Source organism: Curtobacterium sp. MCBD17_019 (assembly GCF_003234555.1).
Classification (GTDB): Bacteria; Actinomycetota; Actinomycetes; order Actinomycetales; family Microbacteriaceae; genus Curtobacterium.
The window spans coordinates 154549-177288 of record NZ_QKTT01000007.1 but is presented as its reverse complement, the minus strand read 5'-3'; the positions used below and the strand labels follow the sequence as shown (position 1 = coordinate 177288).

General features: G+C 73.1%; 19 protein-coding genes. 14 read left to right on the top strand and 5 right to left on the bottom strand.

Annotation, left to right across the window (positions count from 1 at the left end; genetic code table 11):
• Positions 1–46 precede the first annotated feature (46 nt).
• Positions 47–1558 carry a cytosine permease gene (locus tag DEI82_RS08955; protein ID WP_258372017.1) on the top strand — a complete coding sequence of 504 codons (1512 nt, stop codon included), beginning with the start codon at positions 47–49 and terminating at the stop codon, positions 1556–1558.
• A 142-nt stretch (positions 1559–1700) separates the two neighbouring features.
• On the opposite strand, the gene uxaC is transcribed toward DEI82_RS08955, so the two are convergent.
• Both uxaC and DEI82_RS08945 read right to left on the bottom strand, forming a co-directional pair.
• On the bottom strand, positions 1701–3152 hold the full coding sequence (gene uxaC, locus DEI82_RS08950) for a glucuronate isomerase (protein WP_258372016.1): 1452 nt from the start codon (positions 3150–3152) through the stop codon (positions 1701–1703).
• The gene (locus tag DEI82_RS08945) at positions 3149–4171 is read right to left on the bottom strand and encodes a LacI family DNA-binding transcriptional regulator (RefSeq protein ID WP_309146645.1); all 1023 of its coding nucleotides are present in this window, start codon (positions 4169–4171) and stop codon (positions 3149–3151) included. The genes uxaC and DEI82_RS08945 overlap by 4 nt, the downstream gene beginning before the upstream one ends.
• A gap of 194 nt (positions 4172–4365) precedes the next feature.
• Here DEI82_RS08945 and DEI82_RS08940 point away from each other — a divergent pair, with 194 nt between their 5' ends.
• From DEI82_RS08940 to manD, 5 genes are read left to right on the top strand one after another with little or no spacing between them, the layout of a single operon-like run.
• Positions 4366–5208 carry a sugar phosphate isomerase/epimerase gene (locus DEI82_RS08940; protein ID WP_111036555.1) on the top strand — a complete coding sequence of 281 codons (843 nt, stop codon included), beginning with the start codon at positions 4366–4368 and terminating at the stop codon, positions 5206–5208.
• Positions 5205–6413 (top strand): Gfo/Idh/MocA family protein, encoded by a 1209-nt coding sequence (locus tag DEI82_RS08935; protein WP_111036538.1) that lies wholly within the window; start codon positions 5205–5207, stop codon positions 6411–6413. Before DEI82_RS08940 ends, DEI82_RS08935 begins: the two co-directional genes overlap by 4 nt.
• Positions 6410–7270 carry a sugar phosphate isomerase/epimerase gene (locus tag DEI82_RS08930; protein ID WP_111036537.1) on the top strand — a complete coding sequence of 287 codons (861 nt, stop codon included), beginning with the start codon at positions 6410–6412 and terminating at the stop codon, positions 7268–7270. The genes DEI82_RS08935 and DEI82_RS08930 overlap by 4 nt, the downstream gene beginning before the upstream one ends.
• Positions 7267–8589: a mannitol dehydrogenase family protein gene (locus tag DEI82_RS08925; RefSeq protein ID WP_111036536.1), complete on the top strand. Its 1323-nt coding sequence runs from the start codon at positions 7267–7269 to the stop codon at positions 8587–8589. Before DEI82_RS08930 ends, DEI82_RS08925 begins: the two co-directional genes overlap by 4 nt.
• Before the next feature lie 47 nt (positions 8590–8636).
• Positions 8637–9875 carry a D-mannonate dehydratase ManD gene (gene manD / locus DEI82_RS08920; RefSeq protein ID WP_111036554.1) on the top strand — a complete coding sequence of 413 codons (1239 nt, stop codon included), beginning with the start codon at positions 8637–8639 and terminating at the stop codon, positions 9873–9875.
• Between the two features lie 27 nt (positions 9876–9902).
• Here the strand turns inward: manD and DEI82_RS08915 are convergent, their stop codons facing one another.
• Positions 9903–10880, bottom strand: a complete 978-nt coding sequence (locus DEI82_RS08915; RefSeq protein ID WP_111036535.1) for a hypothetical protein — start codon at positions 10878–10880, stop codon at positions 9903–9905.
• On the opposite strand from DEI82_RS08915, the gene DEI82_RS08910 reads away from it, so the two are divergent.
• Together DEI82_RS08910 and DEI82_RS16225 are read left to right on the top strand one after the other, a co-directional pair.
• Complete coding sequence (locus DEI82_RS08910; protein WP_111036534.1) at positions 10870–11256, top strand: hypothetical protein; 387 nt, start codon at positions 10870–10872, stop codon at positions 11254–11256. The genes DEI82_RS08915 and DEI82_RS08910 overlap by 11 nt on opposite strands.
• A gap of 282 nt (positions 11257–11538) precedes the next feature.
• Positions 11539–12600 (top strand): hypothetical protein, encoded by a 1062-nt coding sequence (locus DEI82_RS16225; protein ID WP_181435162.1) that lies wholly within the window; start codon positions 11539–11541, stop codon positions 12598–12600.
• Between the two features lie 11 nt (positions 12601–12611).
• On the opposite strand, the gene DEI82_RS08900 is transcribed toward DEI82_RS16225, so the two are convergent.
• Positions 12612–13106: a MarR family winged helix-turn-helix transcriptional regulator gene (locus tag DEI82_RS08900; RefSeq protein ID WP_111036533.1), complete on the bottom strand. Its 495-nt coding sequence runs from the start codon at positions 13104–13106 to the stop codon at positions 12612–12614.
• A 53-nt stretch (positions 13107–13159) separates the two neighbouring features.
• Between DEI82_RS08900 and DEI82_RS08895 the strand changes: the two genes are divergently transcribed.
• The 4 genes from DEI82_RS08895 (at position 13160) to mfd (ending at position 19046) form a co-directional block, all read left to right on the top strand.
• Positions 13160–13948, top strand: a complete 789-nt coding sequence (locus DEI82_RS08895) for an alpha/beta fold hydrolase (protein ID WP_111014245.1) — start codon at positions 13160–13162, stop codon at positions 13946–13948.
• 200 nt (positions 13949–14148) lie between these two features.
• A complete protein-coding gene (locus DEI82_RS08890; RefSeq protein ID WP_111011437.1) occupies positions 14149–14733 on the top strand; it encodes a 50S ribosomal protein L25/general stress protein Ctc in 585 nt (194 codons plus the stop codon).
• A gap of 21 nt (positions 14734–14754) precedes the next feature.
• The gene (gene pth / locus DEI82_RS08885) at positions 14755–15339 is read left to right on the top strand and encodes an aminoacyl-tRNA hydrolase (protein WP_111027645.1); all 585 of its coding nucleotides are present in this window, start codon (positions 14755–14757) and stop codon (positions 15337–15339) included.
• Between the two features lie 113 nt (positions 15340–15452).
• Positions 15453–19046 carry a transcription-repair coupling factor gene (gene mfd, locus DEI82_RS08880; protein WP_111036532.1) on the top strand — a complete coding sequence of 1198 codons (3594 nt, stop codon included), beginning with the start codon at positions 15453–15455 and terminating at the stop codon, positions 19044–19046.
• 97 nt (positions 19047–19143) lie between these two features.
• Here mfd and DEI82_RS08875 read toward each other — a convergent pair whose 3' ends face one another.
• Positions 19144–20316, bottom strand: a complete 1173-nt coding sequence (locus DEI82_RS08875; protein WP_111036531.1) for a Na+/H+ antiporter NhaA — start codon at positions 20314–20316, stop codon at positions 19144–19146.
• A gap of 118 nt (positions 20317–20434) precedes the next feature.
• Here DEI82_RS08875 and DEI82_RS08870 point away from each other — a divergent pair, with 118 nt between their 5' ends.
• Both DEI82_RS08870 and hisS read left to right on the top strand, forming a co-directional pair.
• Complete coding sequence (locus tag DEI82_RS08870; RefSeq protein WP_181435161.1) at positions 20435–21172, top strand: MazG nucleotide pyrophosphohydrolase domain-containing protein; 738 nt, start codon at positions 20435–20437, stop codon at positions 21170–21172.
• A gap of 284 nt (positions 21173–21456) precedes the next feature.
• Positions 21457–22704: a histidine--tRNA ligase gene (hisS, locus tag DEI82_RS08865; RefSeq protein WP_111036530.1), complete on the top strand. Its 1248-nt coding sequence runs from the start codon at positions 21457–21459 to the stop codon at positions 22702–22704.
• The last annotated feature ends 36 nt before the right edge of the window (positions 22705–22740 follow it).

The window sequence follows — 22740 nt, the reverse complement described above, 5'->3', positions numbered from 1 at the left end:
CCTCTCCGCCCGTCCCCTCCGGCACCACCCTCCCCGAAGGAGCACCGTGAGCACCATCGACGACACGACCACGAGCCCGGCATCCGCGCTCTCGGTCGAGCGCAACGGCATCAACGAGATCGCCGAGCACGAGCGGCGCGGCAAGCCGCGCGACCTGTTCTGGCCGTGGTTCGCGGGCAACGTGAGTGTCCTCGGCGTCAGCTACGGCGCGTACGTCCTCGGGTTCGGGATCTCGTTCTGGCAGGCGACGGTCGTCGTCGTCCTCGGCGTCGTGCTGTCGTACGTGCTCTGCGGGCTCAGCGCGCTCGCCGGCAAACGAGGGTCCGCCCCGACCATGACCCTGAGCCGCAGCGTGTTCGGGGTGCGGGGGAACCGCCTCCCGTCCGTCGTGTCCTGGATCCTGACGGTCGGGTGGGAGACCTCGCTCGCCGCGGTGGCCGTGCTCGCGACCGCGACCGTGTTCGACCGCCTCGGCTGGGGCGGCGGTGTCGTGACGAAGGTGGCGGCCCTCGTCGTCGTCATCGCCCTCATCGTCCTCGGCGGCACGCTCGGGTTCGAGCTCATCATGCGCCTCCAGCGGTGGATCACGATCATCGCGGGCGTGCTCACCGTGCTCTACATCGTGTTCGCCGCGGGGCACGTCGACCTCGGGAAGGTCATGGCGATGCCGTCCGGGAACGGGCCCGCCGTGATCGGCGCGCTCCTGTTCGTCATGACCGGGTTCGGGCTCGGCTGGGTGAACGCGGCCGCCGACTACTCCCGCTACCTGCCCCGGAGCGCCTCGAGCGGCGGCGTCGTGTTCTGGACGACGTTCGGCTCGTCGCTCGGCCCCGCCGTCCTGCTCGTCTTCGGCCTGCTCGTGTCGGGGTCCTCGAAGCACCTCGAGTCCGCGATCGGGACCGACCCCGTCGGGGCGCTCGCCGGGATCCTGCCGACCTGGTTCCTCGTGCCGTTCGTCGTCACCGCGGTCCTCGGCATCGTGTCCGGCGCGATCATGGACATCTACTCGTCCGGGCTCGCACTGCTCAACGCCGGGCTCAGGGTCTCGCGGCCGGTCGCGGTCGGCGTCGACGGCGTGATCATGACCCTCGGCACGATCTACATCGTGTTCGTCTCGGGGAGCTTCATCACCGTGTTCCAGGGCTTCCTCATCACCCTCGGCGTGCCGATCGCGGCCTGGGCGGGCATCTTCATCGCGGACCTCGTGCTCCGCAAGCGGGACTACGCCGAGCGGGAGCTGTTCACGCGCCGCGGGCGGTACGGCGACGTCCGGTGGGACAGCATCGCGATCCTCGTCGTGGCCACGGCCGTCGGCTGGGGGCTCGTCACGAACACCGCCGCTGGCTGGCTGTCCTGGCAGGGGTACCTGCTCGGCCCGTTCGGGCTCGGCGGGACCCAGGGCGCCTGGGCGTACGCGAACCTCGGCGTGGTCGTCGCGCTCGTGATCGGGTTCCTCGGCACGTTCCTGACCGGCCGCGGTGCGGTGTCCCGGCAGGAGCAGGCCCCGGCCGTCCCGGTCGACGTCGACGAGACGGACCCGAGGGTCATCTCCCGGTAGCCGCCCCCCGCCCCCCCACCTGGGGCCGTGAGATCGCAGTCGTTGCCGTTCTGACCCCCCTCAGAACGGCAACGACTGCGATCTCATGGTTGGGGGCGGGCGAGAGGGGGTCGGCGGGCGGCGGCCGGCCGGCACGGCCCGGTCAGAGCTTGAAGACCTCGCGCGGGATGTCCGACACCAGCCGGTGCGCCGTCCGCACCGCGGCCTCCTCGGAGATCCGGTGCGTCACCACGAGGTCGGCCAGGTACGCCGCGTCGACGCGCCGGGCGGTGTCGTGCCGCGCGGGGATCGAGCAGAACGCCCGGGTGTCGTCGATGAACCCGGAGGTCTTGGCGAACGACGCCGAGTCCGTCACGGCCTCGCGGAACCGCCGCATCGCCCCGGGGGTGTCGAGGAACCACCACGGCGCACCGGCGTACACGGCCGGGTAGAAGCCCGCGAGCGGCCCGACCTCGCGCGAGAACACGGTCTCGTCGACGGTGAACAGCACGAGGTGGAACCCCGGCACGGTGCCGAACGTCTCGAGCAGGGGGCGGAGCGGCGCGGTGAACCCGCCGACCGCAGGCAGGTCGTGGCCGGCGTCGGACCCGTACCGCTCGAACGACGGCCGGTGGTGGTCCCGGTGCACGCCCGCGTGCAACTGCATGACGAGGCCGTCGTCGCAGGACATCTCGGCCCAGCGGTACAGCATGTCGTGGCGGTACGCGGTGGCCTCGTCCGGGGTGAGCGCGGTCGGCCCCCGGAGCGCGGCGGCGTGGATGCGCTCCCGGTCCACCGGGGACAGCGGCGTGGACCCGGCGTCGAGGACCCCCGTGTCGGTCGCGGTCGCACCGTGTTCGACGAAGTACCGGCGGCGGGCCCGGAGCGCCTCGAGCAACCCGGCGTGCGTCCCCGTGTCGATGCCGGCGGCCTCGCCGATCCGCGCGACCACGTCCCTCCAGTCCGGGCGGGACGGGTCGAAGACGGCGTCGGCGCGGAACGTCGGGATGACCCGCCCGGAGAAGGCCGGGTCGGCCGCCAGTCGGGCGTGCGCGGCGAGGTCGGACGTCGGGTCGTCGGTCGTCGCGAGCACCGCGATCCGGAACCGGTCGAACAGTGCGCGGGGGCGCATCCCGGGGTCGCGGAGGGCCGTGGCCAGTCGGTCGTACTGGGCGTCGGCGTTCGCGCCGGACGGCTCCTCCGTCAGCCCGAACACGTCGTGCAGCTCGGTCTCGAACCACGCGCGCACCGGGGTGGCCAGGAAGTCGTCCCAGTGCTCGGCGAGCGTCCGCCAGACGGCACGGCCGGGAGGCACGACACCCGTCCCGTGGACCGGCGCGCGCCCGAGCGCGTCGAGCGGCACCCCGTTGGCGTGGAGCAGGCGGAGCACGTAGTGGTCCGGGGTGACGAGCAGCGCGGCCGGGTCGGGGAACGGTTCGTCGTCGGCGAGCACCTCGGCGGGCACGTGTCCGTGCGGTGACAGGATCGGGGCCTCGGCGACCTCGTCGTACAGGCGGCGGGCGACGGACCGCGTCGTCGGGTCGGCGGGGAACAGCCGGTCGGGGTGCGGGACCATCGGTCGGCCGGTGTCGGCGGGGGCGTCGGTGCTCGTCATGCGGGACTCCGTTCGGTGCCGGGGGCGGGCCCGGTCGACCCGCGGACGGTCAGGTGGGTGGGCAGGGCGACCGAGTCCGTCGGGTGCTCCGCGACGGGGGCGGCGTCGGCGTCGGTCGGGACATCGCCGCCGATGCGCCGCAGCAGCATCGTCACGGCGACGCGTCCGGCCTGCTCGATGGGCGACGTCATGGTGGTGAGCGGCGGATCGCAGAAGTCGGCGCCGAAGATGTCGTCGCACCCGACGACGCTCATGTCGACGGGCACGCGCACCGACCGCTCCCGCAGGCGGCGCAGCATCCCGATCGCGATGAGGTCGTTGAACGCGATGCACGCGGTGACCCCGGCGGTGACGGCGGCGTCCGCGGCGGCCGCACCGGAGTCGACGACCGGCGCGAACGGCCCAGCCGTGTCGACCCGGACGCGCAGCCGCGCGGCGGCGGCGACGAGCGCCCGCCACCGTCGCTCGTTCGACCACGAGGTCTCGGGGCCGCCGACGTACAGCACGTGCCGGTGTCCGAGCGAGACGAGGTGCTCGAGCGCCCGCCCGACCCCGCCCGGTGTGTCGATGAGCACGCTCGACACGGACGGCACGCGCCGGTTCAGGACGACGACCGGCAGGAGGCCCGCGAACCGTGCGATCTCGCCGTCGCTCAGGCGCGAGGCGGCGAGCACCGCGCCGTCCACCCGCGACGCGATCGCGCCGAGGGTGGCTGCCTCGGTCGCCGCGGACTCCTCGGTGTCCACGAGCAGCTGGGTCCGGCCGGCCGCGGCGAGCCGGTGCTGTGCCCCGCGGATCACGTCGAAGAAGAACGGGTTCGTCACGTCCGGCACGACGACCGCGACCGCCCCGACGTCCCGGGTGCCGCGTTCGCTGCGCGGGGGCGTGTACCCGAGGGCCCGTGCGGCGGCCTCGATGCGGGTGCGCGTCGCGGCGTTGACGCGGCCCGGCCGGGCCAGTGCCCGCGAGACCGTGGAGGGCGCGACCGCAGCCGCCCGCGCGACGTCCCGGATCGTCACGCGGCGGGGCTCCTGGATCTCGGACGTGGCGGCCTCCTCGCGCGCTCGGTCGTGCCACCGACCGTAGGGCCCGTGGCAACGCGATGGCAACGGGTTGCCACACCGTTGCCACAGCGGCAGCATCGACACGGGTCGGTGCGGACCCTCCGCGGTGCCGCATCCCGACCGGTCCAGCATGAGGCGTGGAGGACGACATGACCGAGGCACCCGCCTGGACCCTCTCCGGGTTCGGCGACGAGATCGACGACGACCCGGTCGTCCAGGTCGCCGTGCTCCAGGCCCTCGGCGCGAGCGCGATCGAGGTCCGCAGCGCGTGGGGCGTCAACGTCGTGGACCTCGACGAGGACCAGCTCGCCGGCCTGCACCGCCTCCTGGAGGACCGGGGCCAGTCCGTCTCGGCCGTCGCCTCCCCGATCGGCAAGGTCGACGTCGGCCTGCCCGTCGAGCACGAGGTCGCGCGGCTCGAGCGGGCGATCGCCGCCGCGCACGCCCTCGGGACCCGGGACATCCGGGTCTTCTCGTTCTACCGGTCGCCCGAGCAGACCCCCGAGGACGTCCGCGACGCGGTCCTCACGCGGATGCGGGCCCTCGCCGACGTCGCCGAGCGCGAGGGCGTCCGACTGCTGCACGAGAACGAGAAGGACATCTACGGCGACGTCCCCGAGCGGGTGCTCGACGTGGTGGAGTCCGTCGGATCGGACGCGCTCCGCCTGGCCTGGGACAACGCGAACTACGTCCAGTGCGGGGTGCGCCCGTTCACCGACGGCTGGGGCCTCCTCGCCCCGTACGTCGTCTACCTCCAGGTCAAGGACGCCCTGGCCGCCGACGGCACGGTCGTCCCCGCGGGCGAGGGCGACGGCGAACTCCGCGAGACCCTGACGGCGCTCCGCGACGCCGGGTACGAGGGCCACGCCTCCCTCGAGCCCCACCTGGCGAGTGCCACCCGGCTCGGCGGATCGAGCGGACCGGCCGCGTTCGGTCGTGCCGCCCGCGCGTTCCGGGACCTCACGCGACAGATCGGAGTCACCCTGCGATGAGCACCAGCCCCACCGACGCGGCCCCACCGCTCCGCCTCGCCGTCGTCGGCGCGGGCGTCATCGGCCAGCACCACGCCCGTGTCGCCGCACAGCACCCGGACCTCGACCTCGTCGCCCTCGTCGACGCCGTCCCCGCGGCGGCCGTGGCCCTGGCGGACGAGATCACCGCGACCGGCGTGCAGCGACCCCTGACGGCGACGACCATCCGCGAGGCCGTCGACGCCGTGGCGATCGACATCGTCGCGATCTGCTCGCCGTCCGGGATGCACGTCGACCTCGCGACCGCGGCGATCGCGGCCGGCAAGCACGTCCTCATCGAGAAGCCGCTCGACACGACGATCCCGCGGGCACGGAAGCTCGCGGCGCTCGCCGCGTCCGCTCGCGACCGGGGGCTCGTCGTGTCCGTCGTGAGCCAGCACCGGTTCGACCCGGCCTCGGTCGCGGTGGCCCGGGCCGCGCACTCGGGCGGGTTCGGCACCCTCACGAGCGGCGTCGCGAGCGTCGCCTGGTACCGCTCGCAGGGCTACTACGACTCCGGCGACTGGCGGGGTACCTGGGCGCTCGACGGCGGTGGCGCGGTCATGAACCAGGGTGTGCACACCGTCGACCTGCTCGTCTGGACGCTCGGGCGTCCGGTCGAGGTGTCGGCGCGTACCGGTCGACTCGCCCACGAGCGGATCGAGGTCGAGGACACCGCGGTCGCGACGGTCCTGTTCGACGGTGGCGCCCTCGCCGTCGTCCACTGCACGACGGCCGCCTACCCGGGGCTGTCCGCGCGGTACCAGGTGCACGGCACGCGCGGTTCGGCGATCGTCGACGACGACCGACTCGCCTTCTTCCACATGGCGCCCGACGACGCGGCCCTGGTGTCCGCGTCGACGACGAGCGGCGCCCAGGCCGTCGCGGGTGCCACGGACCAACGGGCCGAGGTGGTGCCGCCCGAGCACGTCGTCGGCGGCCCGTCGGAGCCGGATGCGTTCCTCCACGGCCACGCTCGGCAGTACGACGACCTCGTCGACGCGATCCGCGACGGGCGCGAGCCCGGGGTGACGGTCGAGGCCGCCCTGCTGTCCCTGGCGACCGTGCGGGCCCTGTACGTGTCGGCGACGCTCGGCGTGCCGGTGCGTGTCGACGACGTCCTGAGCGGCCGGTACGACGACGTCGAACCCATGGTCGGGCCGGGCCCGGGGAGCGTGCTCGCATGAGGTTCTCGGTGTTCACGGCGGCGACGCCGGAGTGGGTCCCCGAGCAGGCCGTGTCGATGCTCGCCGCGCAGGGCTGGGACGGCGTCGAGTGGCGCGTCACGGACCAACCGGACGCCCAGGGCGCACCGGGGTTCTGGGCCGGCAACCGTGCCACCTGGCCGTTCACGGGCCTGGAGGACCAGCTCGGGCAGATCGCGCGCGTCACCGCCGGCTCGGGGCTCGCGTACTCCGGCATCGGCGGGTACCAGCAGGCGTCGGACCACGACGCGGTCCTGCGGATGCTCCGGGCCACCGCGGGGCTCGGGGCCGAGCGCGTCCGGGTCACGATGCCGCACACCCGGACGGGCACCCCGTACCCGCAGCTGTTCGACCGCACGCGCGCCGACCTCGAGTGGATCGCCGCGCGGGCCGCGGAGCTCGGCGTGCAGGCGCTCGTCGAGCTCCACCACGGCACGATCACCGCGTCGGCGTCCGCGGCGCTCCGGCTCGTCGACGGTCTCGACCCCGCGCACGTCGGGGTCATCCACGACCTCGGCAACCTCGTCATCGAGGGACGTGAGGACCACCTCGCCGCCTTCGAGCTGCTCGGCCCCTACCTGGCGCACGTGCACGTCAAGAACGTCCGCTGGGTGCCGACCGACGACCGACGCGCGGACGGCAGCACGGTGTGGGTGCACGAGTGGGCGACGCTCCGGACCGGGCAGGAGTCCGTCGCGGACTACCTCGCCGACCTGCGGACCGTCGGGTACGACGGCTGGGTCACGGTCGAGGACTTCTCGACCGAGCTGCCCCTCGTGGACCGCACGGCCGACGACCTCGCGTTCCTCCGCTCGCTCGTGTCGACGGACACCCCGTGACGGGCGGCACCACACCCGACCGCCGACCGGGCATCGTCCACCTGGGGATCGGTGCGTTCGCCCGCGCCCACCTCGCCTGGTACACGCAACGCGCCGGCACCGACGACGACGGACGCGCCTGGGGCATCGTCGGCTTCACCGGGCGGTCACCCGACGCCGCCACCACGCTCGCGGCGCAGGACTGCCGGTACACGCTCGTCGAGCGCGCGGCCGACGGCGACACCGCGACCGCCATGGACGTCGTCGTCGCCGCGCACCCCGGGTCCGACACATCGGCCTGGAGGACCGCCCTCGCGTCCCCGACGACGGCGATCGTCACGCTCACCGTCACCGAGGCCGGCTACCGGCCGGGGTCCGGCGTCGCGGACCGGCTCGTCGACGGCCTCCGGGCGCGGGCGACCGCGGCGGGCGGCCCCCTCACGCTCGTCAGCCTCGACAACCTCGCCGGGAACGGCCGGGTCCTCGCCGGTGCCGTGCGGGAGGCCGTCGGGGCGGATCCGGACCTCCTCGCCTGGATCGACCGGAACGTCACGTTCCCCGACGCCATGGTCGACCGGATCACCCCGGCCACGACCGACGAGGACCGCGCCGCCGTCCAGGAGCTGCCCGGCGCGGTGCCCGACGACCGCGTGCCGGTCGTCACCGAGCCGTTCGCCGAGTGGGTCCTCGCCGACCGCTTCGCGGGGGACCGGCCGCCATGGGAGCGTGCCGGGGTCCGCATCGTCGACGACGTCGAGCCGTACGAGCAGCGGAAGCTGTGGCTCCTCAACGCCGCGCACTCGCTGCTCGCCTACCTCGGCCTCCTGCTCGGGCACACGACGGTGGCCGAAGCGATCGCCGACCCGCGCTGCCGCGGCCGCGTCGACCAGCTGTGGGACGAGGCCGGAGCCGAGGTGCGCCTCCCGGCCGACGAGATCGTCGCCGCGCGTGCGGCGATGCTCGAGCGGTGGGCGAACCCGCGGATCCGTCACACGCTGCGACAGATCGCGAGCGACGGGTCGCGCAAGCTCCCCGTGCGGATCGTCGACCCCCTGCGACGGCGACTCGCTCGCGATCCGGACGCCGGCGTCGGACCCGGCACGGCGACGGTCGTCGCGGCGTGGTGGCTGCACTGCGCCCTGCAGGCCGACCTCGTGTCGGACGACGGCGCCCCCGCCCCGGACGCCGACGTGCACGACGTGCTGGCGGTGCTCGACCCGGACCTCGACACCGTCCCCGTTGTGTCCGCGATCACCGCGGCGGCGACCCGCATCAGGACCATGATGGACACCGACGACGGCGACGAGGCCGTCGATCCGACACGAGGAGCGACCGCATGACCGCCACCGACCTCCCCTCCACGAGCTCCACCCGGGGTGCGCGGGGGATGCGCATCACGAAGGCCGAGGTCGTGGTGACGAGCCCGGACCGGAACTTCACCACCCTGAAGCTCACGACCGAGGACGGCATCACCGGTCTCGGGGACGCGACGCTGAACGGCCGAGAGCTCGCCGTCGTGTCGTACCTGCAGGACCACGTCGTGCCGATGCTCATCGACCGCGACGCCTCGCGCATCGAGGACACCTGGCAGCTCCTGTACCGCGGGGCGTACTGGCGTCGCGGTCCCGTGACGATGGCCGCCATCGCCGCGGTCGACATCGCGCTCTGGGACATCAAGGCCAAGGCCGCCGGCATGCCCCTGTACCAGCTGCTCGGCGGCGCCTCGCGTGAGGGGCTCATGGCGTACGGACACGCGTCGGGCAAGGACCTGCCGGAGCTGTTCGACTCGATCCGGGAACACCAGGAGCAGGGCTACCGGTCGATCCGCGTGCAGACCGGCGTGCCCGGGCTCAAGAGCATCTACGGCATCGCGTCGAACGCCCGGCTCGACGGCGACCAGGGCGTCCGGTACGACCACGAGCCCGCGCAGCGCGGGGCCCTGCCGGCGCAGGAGGACTGGGACACCCGGTCGTACCTGCGCCACGTGCCCACCGTGTTCGAGGCCGTGCGGAACGAGTTCGGGCCCGAGCTGCCGCTGCTCCACGACGCCCACCACCGGATGACCCCGATCCAGGCCGCGCAGCTCGGCAAGTCCCTGGAGCCGTACGACCTGTTCTGGCTCGAGGACTGCACCCCAGCCGAGAACCCCGAGGCCCTCCGGCTCGTCCGCCAGCACACCACGACACCGCTCGCGATCGGCGAGGTGTTCAACTCGCTCTGGGACTACCAGCAGATCATCCGCGAGCAACTCATCGACTACGTCCGGAGCGCGGTCACCCACACCGGCGGGATCAGCCACCTGCGGAAGCTCGTCGAGTACGCCGCGCAGTACCAGATCCGCTCGGGGTTCCACGGGCCGACCGACATCTCACCGGTCGGGATGGCGGCCCAGATGCACCTCGGCCTCGCGATCCACAACTTCGGGATCCAGGAGTACATGCAGCACGGGGCTCGGACGAACGCCGTGTTCCAGCAGTCCTTCACGTTCGAGGACGGTCTGCTCCACCCGGGCGACCAGCCGGGCATCGGGGTGGACCTCGACGTCGACGAGGCGGGGAAGTACCCGTACGAGCAGGCGTACCTGCCGTACAACCGCCTGGCGGACGGCACCGTGCACGACTGGTGACCCCGCGGAGGACGTCGCTCGATGTCGCTACTGGGTGGCGATCCCGGCGAAGGTGTCGAAGGACGCCTTGCGCTGGTGTGACCAGGTGTAGAGCCCGAAGTCGCCGTCCTGGCCGTCGTCCTGCCAGCCGTAGAGGAACACCGGCCCGACCTGCGGGTACTGCGCGGCGATCTGGTACAGCTCCTTGATGGTCTCCTGCTGCTGTGCGACGGAGAACGCCGGGTAGTTGCCGTCCGAGCCGGTCGGCATGCCGCTCTCGGTCCACCAGATCGGCATCGAACCGTCCCCGTACTGGCGCATGACGGCGAGCAGGTCCGGCAGGACGGACAGCAGGTTGTAGCCGCCGTCCGCGGTCATCGGCATCACCGGGTAGGTGTACGGGTGCAGGTTGACGGCGTCGAACCAGCCCGCCGCACCGTTCCAGTACATCTGGCGGATGAAGTCGATGGGGTTGTAGTCGTTGCCCTGGGGGCCGCTCCCCGAGACCTGCCGCCCGAACGGTGCCATGCCCGCCATGAGCACGGTGGCCTGCGGGTCGGCCTGGTGGATGATGGGGTACACCGCGCGCAGCAGACCGGCGTACGCAGCGGGGTTCGCGTGGCCGCCCGCCCACGTCCAGCCGAGGTTGACCTCGTTGCCGATCTCGAAGTCGTGGATGCCCCCGGCCGCGAGGCGCCGCACCGAGTAGGTCATCCAGCCGTTCTGCGCCGAGTACCCGGCGGATTCCGGCATGGATGCCGTGCCGTCACCGAAGATGACCTCGACGTTGAGACCCGCCATGCGGGCCTGCGTGATCGTCTGGTCGGAGGCGCCGCCGTGCCCGGTGGAGTTGCCGGCGTAGTTGTAGTCGAGCCGGACCCACTGCACGCCCGCGGAGCGCATGTCCTGGAACACCGAGCGCGCTCCACTGGCGGACATCGTGTTGATCTCCGACTCGTACAGGCCGCCGGGCGAGATGCCCTTGCCGTGCACGATCCCGGATGCTGCGGCGGTCGTGGCCGTCACTGCCGACGCCGGCACCGCCGACGCGCTCGCGGCGGCCGTGGTCGCGGTGATGGTGCGCGGGGCGGGCGACGCAAGGTCCGCCCGCACTACCGGGGTGGCCGTCGTCGGCGCGGGCGACGCCGCCGCGGGGGCGGCAGTGGCACTCGGCTTCGAGGAGGCGGTGGTCGCAGCGTCGGCGGTGGTGCCGCCCTGGGGCAGCGCACATGCCATCAGCGCCACCGACGACGCCACTGCGGCGACCGTCACCGGGAGCGCCCAGCGCACGCGGCGTCGGGCCGAGCGGTCCGTTCCGCTCGTCGTGGTCTCGTTCATGGTCGGGTTCGTGTTGTCCATGGGCTCGTTCCTCCCTGAAGGTCGTGAGCGACCAGAAACGTAACGGTTTTCCGTACCCCCGGATTCGGCTGATTCTCAGGCACGCCGGTTGACTGTCGGGCGCGGATGTGAGGGTCCGTGGAGCGCCCTGTCACCTGTTCGGGGGTCAGGCGAATTACCTGTACGAGTTCGCAGGATTCGATTCGCTCGGACAGGTCGCGCACGGCCTCGCGACCGGGTTGGGGGGCACCCTTTGCAGGGCGGCGACGTCCGCAGCGGTGGATGCGGCGCGAGCCAGCGGGTGACACGCGAGCCGGCGGTCCCGGCGCGGGGCAAACTCGACGGCATGGACCCCGAGCAGCTCGCCGCCGTCGCGCGCGAGCTGTACCGGCGACGCCCCGAGGACTTCGTCGCCGAACGGACCGCGCGGGCACGCGATCTCCGGAAGCGTGACCGGGCCTTGTCGGACGGCGTGAGGGCGCTCCGCAAGCCCTCGCCCGCCGCGTGGGTCGTCGACCTGCTCGCGGCGCAGGGCGCCCTCGACGACGCGGTCGACCTCGGACCGGCGCTCCGCGCTGCGCAGGAGCACGCCGACCCGCGGGCGATCAGCCGGCTCCGGCGCGAGCGGGCCTCGCTCGTGGCGTCGCTCACGGACGCCGGGGCCGATCTGGCGCGCGACGCCGGGCACGAGCCGTCGGACGTCGTGCTCGAGCAGGTCGGGGCGACGGTCGAGGCGGCCATGGCGGACCCCCGTGCGGGTGCTGCCGTGCGGTCCGGGATGCTCGTCCGCGCGCTCGAGGCCGTCGGGTTCGAGCCGGTCGACCTCGACGGCGCCGTGGCGGTGCCCGAGGCGGTGCCCGACATCGACGGGGAGGGCGCCGAGGCTGAGCCGGAGCCGGAGCCGGAGCCGGAGCCGGAGCCGGAGCCGGAGCCGGAGCCGGAGCCCGGGCCGGAGCCCGACGCGGAGCCGGAGCCCGAGTCCACGCCGCCACGCCGTCCGCGCGGCGGCACCGGCCGTCCGCGCCGCGCGACCGGTGGCCATCCGGCGGACGCGCCCCGGTCCTCCCGTCCGACGCAGGGCGACGACCACGACCACGACCACGACCACGACCGCGTCCGCCAGGAGGCCCGGACGGCCGAGGCGGCGGCACGCGACGCCGCCCGGACCGCCGACGACGACCTCGAGCGCCTCGAGGACGCGCTCGACGACGCCGACCAGCGCCGTCGTGACCTCGAGGGGCGCCGGCACGACCTCGAGGAGGAACTCGCCGCGGTCCGCCGGGACCTCGACGACGCCGAACGGGAGACGCAGCGGCTCGAGGACGATCGCGACGCCGCGGAGGAACGCGCGGACGAGGCGCGGACGGCGCTCCGGCGGGCCCGCGCGCACCGGCGCGAGGTGGGCTGAGCCCGCGTCTGCTACCGGTCGTCCTCCGGCGTGTCCGAGCCCACGCTGGCACCACCGTCGGCACCACCATCGCCGTCGGCGCTGCCCCCGTCGTCGTCCTCGCCGAGCAGCCGGCCGAGGATCGACGTCAATGCCGCCCGGTCCGCCTCGTCGAGGGGCGCGAACAGCGTCGCGAGCGTCCGGTCCGCGGCCTCCTGTCCGGCTGCGAGGAGCCGTTCACCCTCGGCGGTGAGTTCGTACCGAACCCGGCGGCCCACCCCGGGACGGCGCTCGACGAGCCCCCGCGCGGCCATGCGCGTCGTGAGGGTCCCGAACGCCTGGTCGCTCTGGAACGTCACGAGTGCGAGCGCGTGCGCCGAGGCCCCGGGGCGGGTGGCGATCGCGCGGAGGGCGTCCCACTGGGCGAGGGTCGTCCCGACACCGTGCAGGGCCGCGTCGACCGCACGGTGGTCACGCCACTGCGCCTGTTTCACCATCCGGCCGAGCCGTCGCAGGTCCGTCGTCATGGTGCTACCGTATCAGCAGCATTAGATAAACATGTTGAGACAGGAGCGACACCATGGACATCACCCTCGACGAACGCGGCACCGACGGCCCCCTCGCCCTCGTGCTGCACGGCGGCGGCGGCCCCGCGACGGTGGCGCCCTTCGTGGCGCACCTCGCCGAGACGCACCACGTCATCGCACCGACGCACCCGGGGTGGAACGGCACCGACCGTCCGGACGACCTCGACACGGTGCGGGCACTCGCGGGCGTGTACCTCGACCTGCTCGAGCAGCGCGACGCCCGGAACGCCGTGCTCGTCGGCAACTCGCTCGGCGGCTGGATCGCGCTCGAGATGGCCGTCCAGGCGGCAGAGCGCGGCTCGGACGCGGTCGGTGCGCTCGTCGTCGTCGACGCGGTGGGCGTGACGGTGCCCGACGAGCCGGTGCGCGACTTCTTCGCGCTCGACGCGCGCGGGGTGGCGGAGTACGCCTGGCACGACCCGGAGCGCGGGTACCTCGACCCGGCGACCCTCTCGGACGAGCGCCGGCGCGTCCAGGCGGCGAACATGGTCGCGCTCCGGACCTACGCGGGCGCCGCCGCCATGGCCGACCCGACCCTCGCCTCCCGGCTCGCCGACGTGCGGGTCCCGGCGCTCGTCCTGTGGGGTGACAGTGACCGCATCGTCACCCCCGCGTACGGGGCGGCGCTCGCGGATGCGTTGCCCGACGCGCGGTTCGTCGTGGTCGAGGCGGCGGGCCACCTGCCGCAGCTCGAGCGCGCCGACGCCACGTTCGCCGCGGTCGACGCGTTCGTGACCGCGCTCCCGACGCCCGGCGCGGACGAGGCGCACGACATGCGCTAGAGTGACCGACTGGACTTCGGCGAGGGCCGTGCGCAGGCGCGGCCGTGATCGACGCGGTAGGAGATCCGGTCCCGTGCTCCGTGCGGGTGACCGGCGGTGGCCCCGGATCACGGGCCCTCCTGGCGCTGTGACGCGTTCGAGTCGAACACACTGACCGACGACGGCCGCATGGCGGTCGTCCCCACCCAGGAGGCACCACCATGGCCGACCAGTACCAGCTCGCCGCCGAGCACCGCACCGCATTCGGCAAGGGCGCGGCACGCAAGCTCCGCGCCGCCGACAAGATCCCCGCCGTCGTCTACGGTCACGGCACCGACCCGCAGCACGTCACGCTGCCCGGGCACGACACGATGCTCGTCGTCCGCCGCGCGAACGCGATCATCGAGCTCGACATCGAGGGCGCCACGCAGCTCGTCCTCGTCAAGGACGTCCAGCGTGACCCGGTGCGGCAGATCATCGAGCACATCGACCTCGTCGTGCTCCGTCAGGGCGAGCGGGTCACCGTCGAGGTCCCCGTGGTCGTGGAGGGCGAGTCGGCTCCGGGCACCATCCACGTGCAGGACGAGTCCACGCTGTCGCTGGTCGTCCTCGCGACGAACATCCCGCAGCACGTCGTCGTCGACGTCACGGGCCTCGAGGACGGTGCCCAGCTGCACGCCTCGGACATCACGCTCCCCGAGGGTGCCGAGCTCGACACCGACCCGGAGGCCCTGGTCGTCAGTATCAGCACGCCCCGCGGCGCCGGTGACGAGGGCGACGAGGCCGGCGAGGACGCCGCGGAGTAGTCCGCGAGCCTCCCGACGCCCATGGCGGAACGAACGCTGCTCGTGGTCGGGCTCGGCAACCCCGGGCCCGACTACGCCGGCAACCGGCACAACGTCGGACAGATGGTCCTCGACGACCTCGCGGTGCGGATCGGTGCGACCTTCCGGAAGCACAAGACCCCCGCGCAGGTCGCCGAGGGCCGCCCGGCCCCGGGTGGGCCGAAGCTCATCCTGGTCAAGCCCGCGTCGTTCATGAACACGTCCGGCGGCCCGGTGTCGGCTGCCCTGTCGTTCTACGGTCTGACGCCCGCCGATCTCGTCGTCGTGCACGACGAGCTCGACCTGCCGTTCGACACGCTCCGGCTCAAATCCGGTGGCGGGCACGGCGGGCACAACGGCCTCCGCGACATCATCAAGGCCTGCGGGACGAACGAGTTCGCTCGGGTCCGCGTCGGTATCGGCCGCCCGCCCGGTCGGCAGGACCCGGCCGACTACGTGCTCCGTGACTTCTCGTCGACCGAGCGCAAGGTGCTGCCGTCGCTCCTCGCCGAGGCCGCCGACGCGGTCGAGGCGATCGCGACCGACGGCCTCCTCGCCGCGCAGCAGCGGTTCCACGCGCCGGCCTGACCGTCCTAGGACGACCGGGAGGCTCGGTGTGCGCCCGCCCATCTCCCTCCCGTTCGCCCACAGCACGCGGTGGGCCGGATCGCCTGTCGGAGGGCGCCGGTACCATCGGATGAGTGACGATCTCGGGCATCATCCCTGCGCTCTCGCGCGCCTCCGCGTTCGATCGTGTCCTCGCCGCCGCCCCGCGTGACGCCGACTTCTCCGTCGTCGACGGCCTCCGCGTCCCGTTGCTGGCGGCACTGCTCGCCGAGCGGAACGGCCCGCAGTGCGCCTTCGTGATCACCGCCACCGGGCGTGAGGCCGAGGGCGTGCGTGACGCCGTCCGGTGCTACGTGCCCGAGGCCGAGGTCCTCGAGTTCCCCGCGTGGGAGACCCTGCCGCACGAGCGCCTGAGCCCGAGCGCGCAGACGGTCGGCACGCGCATCAACACCCTGCGGCGCCTCGCCGACTGGCAGGCCGCCGCCGACCGGGGCGAACCCCGTGGGCCGATCGTCGTCGTGGCGAGCGTGCGTGCCGCGCTCCAGCCCATCGCGGACAACATGACCGCGATGGCACCCCTGGTGCTCCGGACGAACTCGCGGGGCAACGACCTCACGCAGCTCGCCGGCGCCCTCGTCGACCTCGCCTACGCCCGGGTCGACCTCGTGTCCCGCCGTGGCGAGTTCGCGGTCCGCGGCGGCATCCTCGACGTCTTCCCTCCGACGGCCGACCACCCGGTCCGCATCGACTTCTTCGGCGACGAGATCGACGCGATCAAGGCGTTCAGCGTCGCGGACCAGCGCTCGACGGACGAGGACCTCGGGCAGGTGGAGCTCACCGCGAGCCGCGAGCTCCTGCTCGGCGAGAGCGTCCGGCAGCGGGCGCGCGAGATGCTCCACGAGTTCCCGAGCCTGTCCCAGATGCTCGCCAAGATCGCCGAGGGCATCCCGGTCGAGGGCATGGAGTCCCTCGCGCCCGCTCTGGTCGACCGCCTCGTGCCCGTCACCCACTACCTGCCGTCCTCGGCGGTCGTCGCGGTGTTCTCGCCCGAGCGTGTCGTCGCCCGGGCGCACAGCCTGGCCGAGACGAACCAGGAGTTCCTGCAGGCCGCCTGGAGTGCGGCGACCGCCGGCGCGCAGGCCCCCATCGACCTCGATGCCGGCAACTTCCTGTCCCTCGGGGCGCTCAAGCAGTCCCGTGGCGACCGCACCTGGTGGACGGTGTCGCCGTTCGACTCCGGTGCCGACCTCACCGACGAGCAGGCGGTCGAGTCGGCGGGCGACTACCTCCGTGTGCCCGCCGAGACCGTCCCGAGCTTCACCGGCAGCGCCGAGGGCGCGCTCGAGCACGTCGCCGAGCGCACGCGGGACGGCTGGTCCGTCGTGGTCACCGCGCAGGGCGCCGGTCTGGTCGAGCGTGCCGTGCAGGTCCTCGCGGACGCCGGCGTCGCCGCCCGGGTCGAGGACGTCACCGAGCCTCCGGAGCCCGGCGCCGTGTTGCTCACGACCGCGTCGGTCGAGCACGGGTTCGCCGTGCCGGAGCTCCGCCTGCTCGTGATGTCCGAGGCCGAGTTCTACGGCCGGAGCGCCCAGCAGGGAGCCCGGCAGGTGAAGAAGCTCGCCAGCCGCCGGAAGAACGTCGTCGACCCGCTGCAGCTCAAGCCGGGTGACGTCGTCGTGCACACCACGCACGGGATCGGCAAGTTCGTCGAGCTCGTCTCGCGCGAGGTCTCGTCGGGTGGTCGGAACGCGGTCAAGACGCAGCGCGAGTACCTCGTGCTCGAGTACGCGCCATCGAAGCGCGGGTACCCGGGCGACAAGCTCTACGTGCCGACGGACCAGCTCGACCAGCTCTCGCGCTACGTCGGCGGCGAGGCCCCGACGCTGAGCAAGATGGGCGGCAGCGACTGGGCGTCGGCCAAGAGCAAGGCGCGCAAGGCGGTCCGCGACATCGCGGTGGAGCTCGTCAAGCTCTACTCGGCGCGGATGGCGTCGAAGGGCCACGCTTTCGGGCCGGACACCCCCTGGCAGCGCGAGCTCGAAGAAGCCTTCCCGTTCGCCGAGACGCCCGATCAGCTCACCACGATCGACGAGATCAAGGCCGACATGGAGCGGCCGATCCCGATGGACCGCCTGCTGTCCGGCGACGTCGGCTACGGCAAGACCGAGGTCGCGATCCGCGCCGCGTTCAAGGCCGTGCAGGACGGCAAGCAGGTCGCGGTCCTCGTGCCGACCACGCTGCTGGTCCGCCAGCACTTCGAGACCTTCCAGGAACGCTTCGCCGGGTTCCCCGTGCACCTGCGCGCCCTGAGCCGGTTCCAGACCGAGAAGGAATCCAAGGAGACCATCGCGGGCCTCGCCGACGGCACGGTCGACATCGTGATCGGGACGCACCGCATCCTGTCCCAGCAGGTGCAGTTCAAGGACGTCGGCCTCGTGATCATCGACGAGGAACAGCGCTTCGGCGTCGAGCACAAGGACCAGCTCAAGAAGCTCAAGACGAACGTTGACGTCCTCGCCATGAGCGCGACCCCGATCCCGCGGTCACTCGAGATGGCCGTGACCGGCATCCGCGAGATGTCGACCCTCGCCACCCCGCCCGAGGACCGCCATCCGATCCTGACCTTCGTCGGGCCGCAGTCGGACATGCAGGTCGCGGCGGCGATCCGGCGGGAGCTGCTCCGCGAGGGCCAGGTGTTCTACGTGCACAACCGCGTCAAGGACATCCAGGGCACCGCCGCGCACCTCGCCGAGATCGTGCCCGAGGCCCGGATCGCGGTCGCGCACGGCCAGATGTCCGAGCAGGCCCTCGAGCAGGTGATGGTCGACTTCTGGGAGCGCAAGTTCGACGTCCTCGTGTCGACCACGATCATCGAGACCGGCCTCGACATCGCGAACGCGAACACCCTCATCATCGACCGCGCCGACAAGTACGGGCTGTCGCAGCTGCACCAGCTCCGGGGTCGTGTCGGCCGCGGGCGCGAGCGCGGGTACGCGTACTTCCTCTACGACGCCGACAAGCCCCTGTCCGAGACCGCGCAGGACCGCCTCGAGACCATCGCGGCGAACAACGAGCTCGGTGCGGGCATGCAGGTCGCCCTCAAGGACCTCGAGCTCCGCGGAGCGGGCAACCTGCTCGGTGGCGAACAGTCCGGTCACATCGCGGGGGTCGGGTTCGACCTCTACCTCCGGATGATCGGCGAGGCCGTCGGGCAGTTCCGCGGCGACGTCGCCGAGGGGCAGACGGAACTCCGCCTCGAGCTCCCGGTCGACGCCCGCATCCCCGACGACTACGTCGAGAGCGAGCGTCTCCGGCTCGAGGCGTACCAGAAGCTCTCGGCCGCGTCGGCTCCTTCGGCGCAGGACGCCGCGATCGACATGGTGCTCGACGAGCTCACCGACCGGTACGGCACGCCCCCGAAGGCGGTCACGACGCTCATCGAGGTCTCGCGGCTCCGGCGCATGGCGCAGCAGGTCGGCCTGTCCGACGTCGTCGTGATGGGGTCGAACCTCCGGGTCGCGGGCAAGGAGCTCGCCGATTCCCAGCAGGTCCGGCTCACCCGCATGTTCCCGGGGTCGCGGTGGTTCGCCCAGCAGAACGCGACGAGCATCCCGCTCCCGAAACGGAACGGCGAGCCGCTGCCGGACGATGCGCTCATCGACTGGGTGGAGTCGATCCTCACGGCGATCTACGGCGCGAACGTGCCCGAGCAGGCGCCGGCCGCGTAGGCGGGGGCGGGACCGCCGGACGGGAGGCACGGTGCGGGGCCGCCCCGCGCCTCCCGCCCGGCCGGGCCCGGGGCGGAACCGCCGGATCGTGCTCTGGTCAGGGCGCGCCCGGAGCGGCCGCGCGCTCGGACCGCGCACGGCGTGCCCCGAGCGCGACGACGACGGCCGACGCCACCATCGCGACGCCCGAGCCGACGAGGACCGCGAGCGTGCCCTGGTCCGCGACCCGCGGCGTGCGCACGAACGCGAGTTCGTTCATGAGCAGCGAGACGGTGAACCCGACCCCGCCGAGGACGCCGACGGTCGCGACCGCCGAGAGCGACAACGTCGGGCGCTCAGGATGCCGGAACACCTGGGTCGCGACCCCGCCGAAGAGCGTGATGCCGACGACCTTGCCCACCGGGAGTGCGAGCACGATCGCCCAGAACGCCGGCGACAGCGCACCGAACCCCACCGCGGGCACGGCGACCGCGGCCGAGGTGAACGCGAACACCGGCAGGACGACCCCGTTCGACCAGGGTTCGACAGCGTGCCGGACCGTGTGCCCGGCGCGCCGGGGGAGCACCAGCCCGAGTGCCACCCCGGCGATCGTCGCGTGGACCCCCGAGTGCAGGACGAGCCACCACGTGACGACGCCGAGCACGACGAGGCCGACCACGATCGCCGGCCGGGCACGCCCGACGCGGCGCAGGGACCGGGCCAGCACCGCGAACGCCGCGAGGGCCACGACCGCCAGCCCGAGGAGTCCCAGGTCGGTGCCGTGCGCGAAGACGATCGCGATGATGACGATCGCGATGAGGTCGTCGAGCACCGCGAGCGCCAGGAGGAACACCCGGAGGCGTGACGGCAGCCCGCGACCGAAGATCGCGAGGATCCCGAGTGCGAACGCGATGTCGGTCGCGGTGGGGATCGGCCAGCCGTGTTCGAGCCCGGTGCCCTGCGCGACCGCCAGGTAGAGCACCGCCGGCACGACGACACCCCCGACGGCGGCGATCGCGGGCACGATCGCGGTCCGGGGATCCGACAGCTGCCCGATCGTCAGCTCGTGCTTGAGCTCGATCGCGATGAGCAGGAAGAACGCGACGAGCAGCCCGTCGCTGACCCAGTGTGCGATCGACAGGTCGAGTCCGACCGCGGACCAGGGTGTGTGGAGCGCCAGCAGGTGCTCGAGTCCTGGCCCGAGGGGGGAGTTCGCGGCGGCGAGTCCGAGGACCGCGGCGGTGAGCAGGGCGACGGCGCTGAAGCGCTCGGAGCGGACGATGGCGGGCACGGTGACTCCGTCTCGTTGGGGTCGGTCGATGGTCCGTCGACCAGACTTCCCGACACGCCCCGGTCAGCCTACCGCCGGGGACCGCCGTGCTGGGCGAGCGTCGGTGCGACGATGGAGCATGACCCCGCATCAGGAGGACCAGGCCGACCCCGCCGACCGAGCCGCAGCCGTCCAGGCCCTCGCCGCGGTGGTCGATTGCTTGCTCGCGCCGGACGGCTGCGTGTGGAACCGCGCGCAGACCCACCGGAGCCTGGCGGCGTACGCGGTCGAGGAGTCGTACGAGCTCGTCGACGCGATCGACGTGGACGACGACGTCGAGATCCGCGAGGAGCTCGGCGACGTGCTGTACCAGGTCGTGCTCCACGCGGGGATCGCCGAGCGTCGCGGGGCCTTCACGCTCGCCGACGTCGCCGAGCACGCCCGCGAGAAGATGGTCCGCCGCCATCCGCACGTGTTCGGCGACGAGCACGCGGAGACGTTCGCCGACGTGGTCCGGGTGTGGCGCGCGGCGAAGTCGGCCGAGAAGGCAGCGCGCACGAGCGTGTTCGACGGCGTGCCCCGGGCGATGCCGCCACTCGAGCGGTCCGTGAAGCTCCTCGAGCGGATCGACGAGCACGGCCTCGGTGCCGTGCCCCTCGCGCAGGCCGTCGCGGATGCCGCTCGGCAGGACCGTACGCCCGGGGTGACCGACGGCTCGGACGGTCACGGTGCCGTCGATCCCGCGTGGGGCGGTGAGCTCCTCGACCGGATCGGGGCGGCCCGGGCGGACGGCGTCGACCCGGTGGCGAGCCTCCGCGCTGCGGTCGTCGCGCTCGAGGCGGCTGGCCGCGCGACGGAGCGCGAGCGGTCGCGCTGAGTGCAGCGGGGCTCCGAGCGCGACCTGGGGCCCGGGCGTCGGACGCATGGCGACACGACGAGGTGAGGGCGCCCTCCCAACCCGAAAAGGAGGGCGCCCTCCGCGCGGCGACCGCGGCACGCAGCCGCCACGCCGGACGCGGGAGTCCGCAGCACTGGCCCCCCGCGGCCCGCCACGAGGGCGGACGATCGACCACCGTGATGGATCAGTGGAGCGGTGATCGACTGGAATACAGCATATCATCGCCGACGGCGCGGCGGCAAGCGCTCTGCGAAGATGGGGCCATGGCGACTGTCGTGACGGCTCCCCGCGGGATGCGGGACTTCCTCCCAGCCGAGAAGGCGCGCCGTGACCACGTGCTCGGCGTGATCCGTGGCGTGTACACGCGCCACGGCTTCGACGAGATCGAGACCCCCGTCGTCGAGGACGCCTCGCGGCTGCACGCGGGCCTCGGCGGCGACAACGAGAAGCTGGCCTTCGCCGTGATGCGTCGGGGGCTCACCGTCGAGGACCTCCGCGTCGCCGAGGCGCCGCTCGACCTGGCCGACCTCGGACTCCGGTTCGACCTCACGGTCCCGCTCGCCCGGTTCTACGCGAGCCACCGCTCCGAGCTGCCGACGGTGTTCCGGTCCGTGCAGATCGCGCCCGTCTGGCGCGCGGAGCGTCCGCAGAAGGGCCGCTACCGGCAGTTCGTGCAGTGCGACATCGACATCCTCGGTGAGGCCGGGCCGCTCGCCGAGATCGAGCTCATCCGCGCGACGACCGACGCCGTGGACGCCCTCGGCATCACCGGGACCACCATCCGCGTCAACGACCGGCGGATCCTCGTGGCGCTGCTCGGCTCGTGGGGCGTCGACGGGCCCGATGCCGACGCCGCCCTCGTCGTCGTCGACAAGCTCGACAAGATCGGCCCCGACGGCGTCGCGCGCGAACTCGTGGCACTGCCGGGGCTGGCCGGACACGACGCCTCCGAGCTCGAGGCCGTGCTGCGCGACCTCGCGACGGCCGACTGGGACAGCGTCGTGGGCGCCGACTGGCTCGACGCCGAGGCGTTCGGGGACCTGCAGGCCCTGCGTGCGGCCCTGCCCGGCGTGCGACTGCAGTTCGACCCGACGCTCGTCCGGGGCATGGGGTACTACACGGGCACCATCTTCGAGGTCGCGCACCCCGACTTCGGGTACAGCCTCGGCGGTGGTGGGCGGTACGACGGCATGATCGGGCGCTTCCTCGGCCAGGACGTCCCCGCGGTCGGCTTCTCGCTCGGGTTCGAGCGCCTCGTCGACCTCGTGACGCTGCCCGAGGACGCCACCGCCGACGCCGTCGTGCTCGTCCACGACCGCGATGTCCCGCCCGCCCGCCTCGCCGCGCTCAAGCAGGAGGTCCTGGCCGGCCACGCCCGGGTGCGCCTCGAACGCCGGACCAAGAACATGAAGAACCTGTTGGCCGGGCTCGCCGCCGCGGGGTTCACCGCCTTCGCGACGGTGGACACCGACAGCACCCTCGAGGACCTCGCCTTCCGACCGCTCGAGTGACCCCGCTCGCTAGGATCGGTCCCGGATTCGTCCAAC

Coding starts and splice junctions, on each gene's coding strand:
- DEI82_RS08935 (WP_111036538.1), top strand. CDS start 5,205: ATGAGCACCAGCCCCACCGACGCGGCCCCACCGCTCCGCCTCGCCGTC.
- DEI82_RS08930 (WP_111036537.1), top strand. CDS start 6,410: ATGAGGTTCTCGGTGTTCACGGCGGCGACGCCGGAGTGGGTCCCCGAG.
- DEI82_RS08870 (WP_181435161.1), top strand. CDS start 20,435: ATGACCCCGCATCAGGAGGACCAGGCCGACCCCGCCGACCGAGCCGCA.
- hisS (WP_111036530.1), top strand. CDS start 21,457: ATGGCGACTGTCGTGACGGCTCCCCGCGGGATGCGGGACTTCCTCCCA.
- DEI82_RS08895 (WP_111014245.1), top strand. CDS start 13,160: ATGGACATCACCCTCGACGAACGCGGCACCGACGGCCCCCTCGCCCTC.
- uxaC (WP_258372016.1), bottom strand. CDS start 3,152: ATGACGAGCACCGACGCCCCCGCCGACACCGGCCGACCGATGGTCCCG.
- pth (WP_111027645.1), top strand. CDS start 14,755: ATGGCGGAACGAACGCTGCTCGTGGTCGGGCTCGGCAACCCCGGGCCC.
- DEI82_RS16225 (WP_181435162.1), top strand. CDS start 11,539: ATGGACCCCGAGCAGCTCGCCGCCGTCGCGCGCGAGCTGTACCGGCGA.
- DEI82_RS08940 (WP_111036555.1), top strand. CDS start 4,366: ATGACCGAGGCACCCGCCTGGACCCTCTCCGGGTTCGGCGACGAGATC.
- manD (WP_111036554.1), top strand. CDS start 8,637: ATGCGCATCACGAAGGCCGAGGTCGTGGTGACGAGCCCGGACCGGAAC.
- DEI82_RS08890 (WP_111011437.1), top strand. CDS start 14,149: ATGGCCGACCAGTACCAGCTCGCCGCCGAGCACCGCACCGCATTCGGC.
- DEI82_RS08900 (WP_111036533.1), bottom strand. CDS start 13,106: ATGACGACGGACCTGCGACGGCTCGGCCGGATGGTGAAACAGGCGCAG.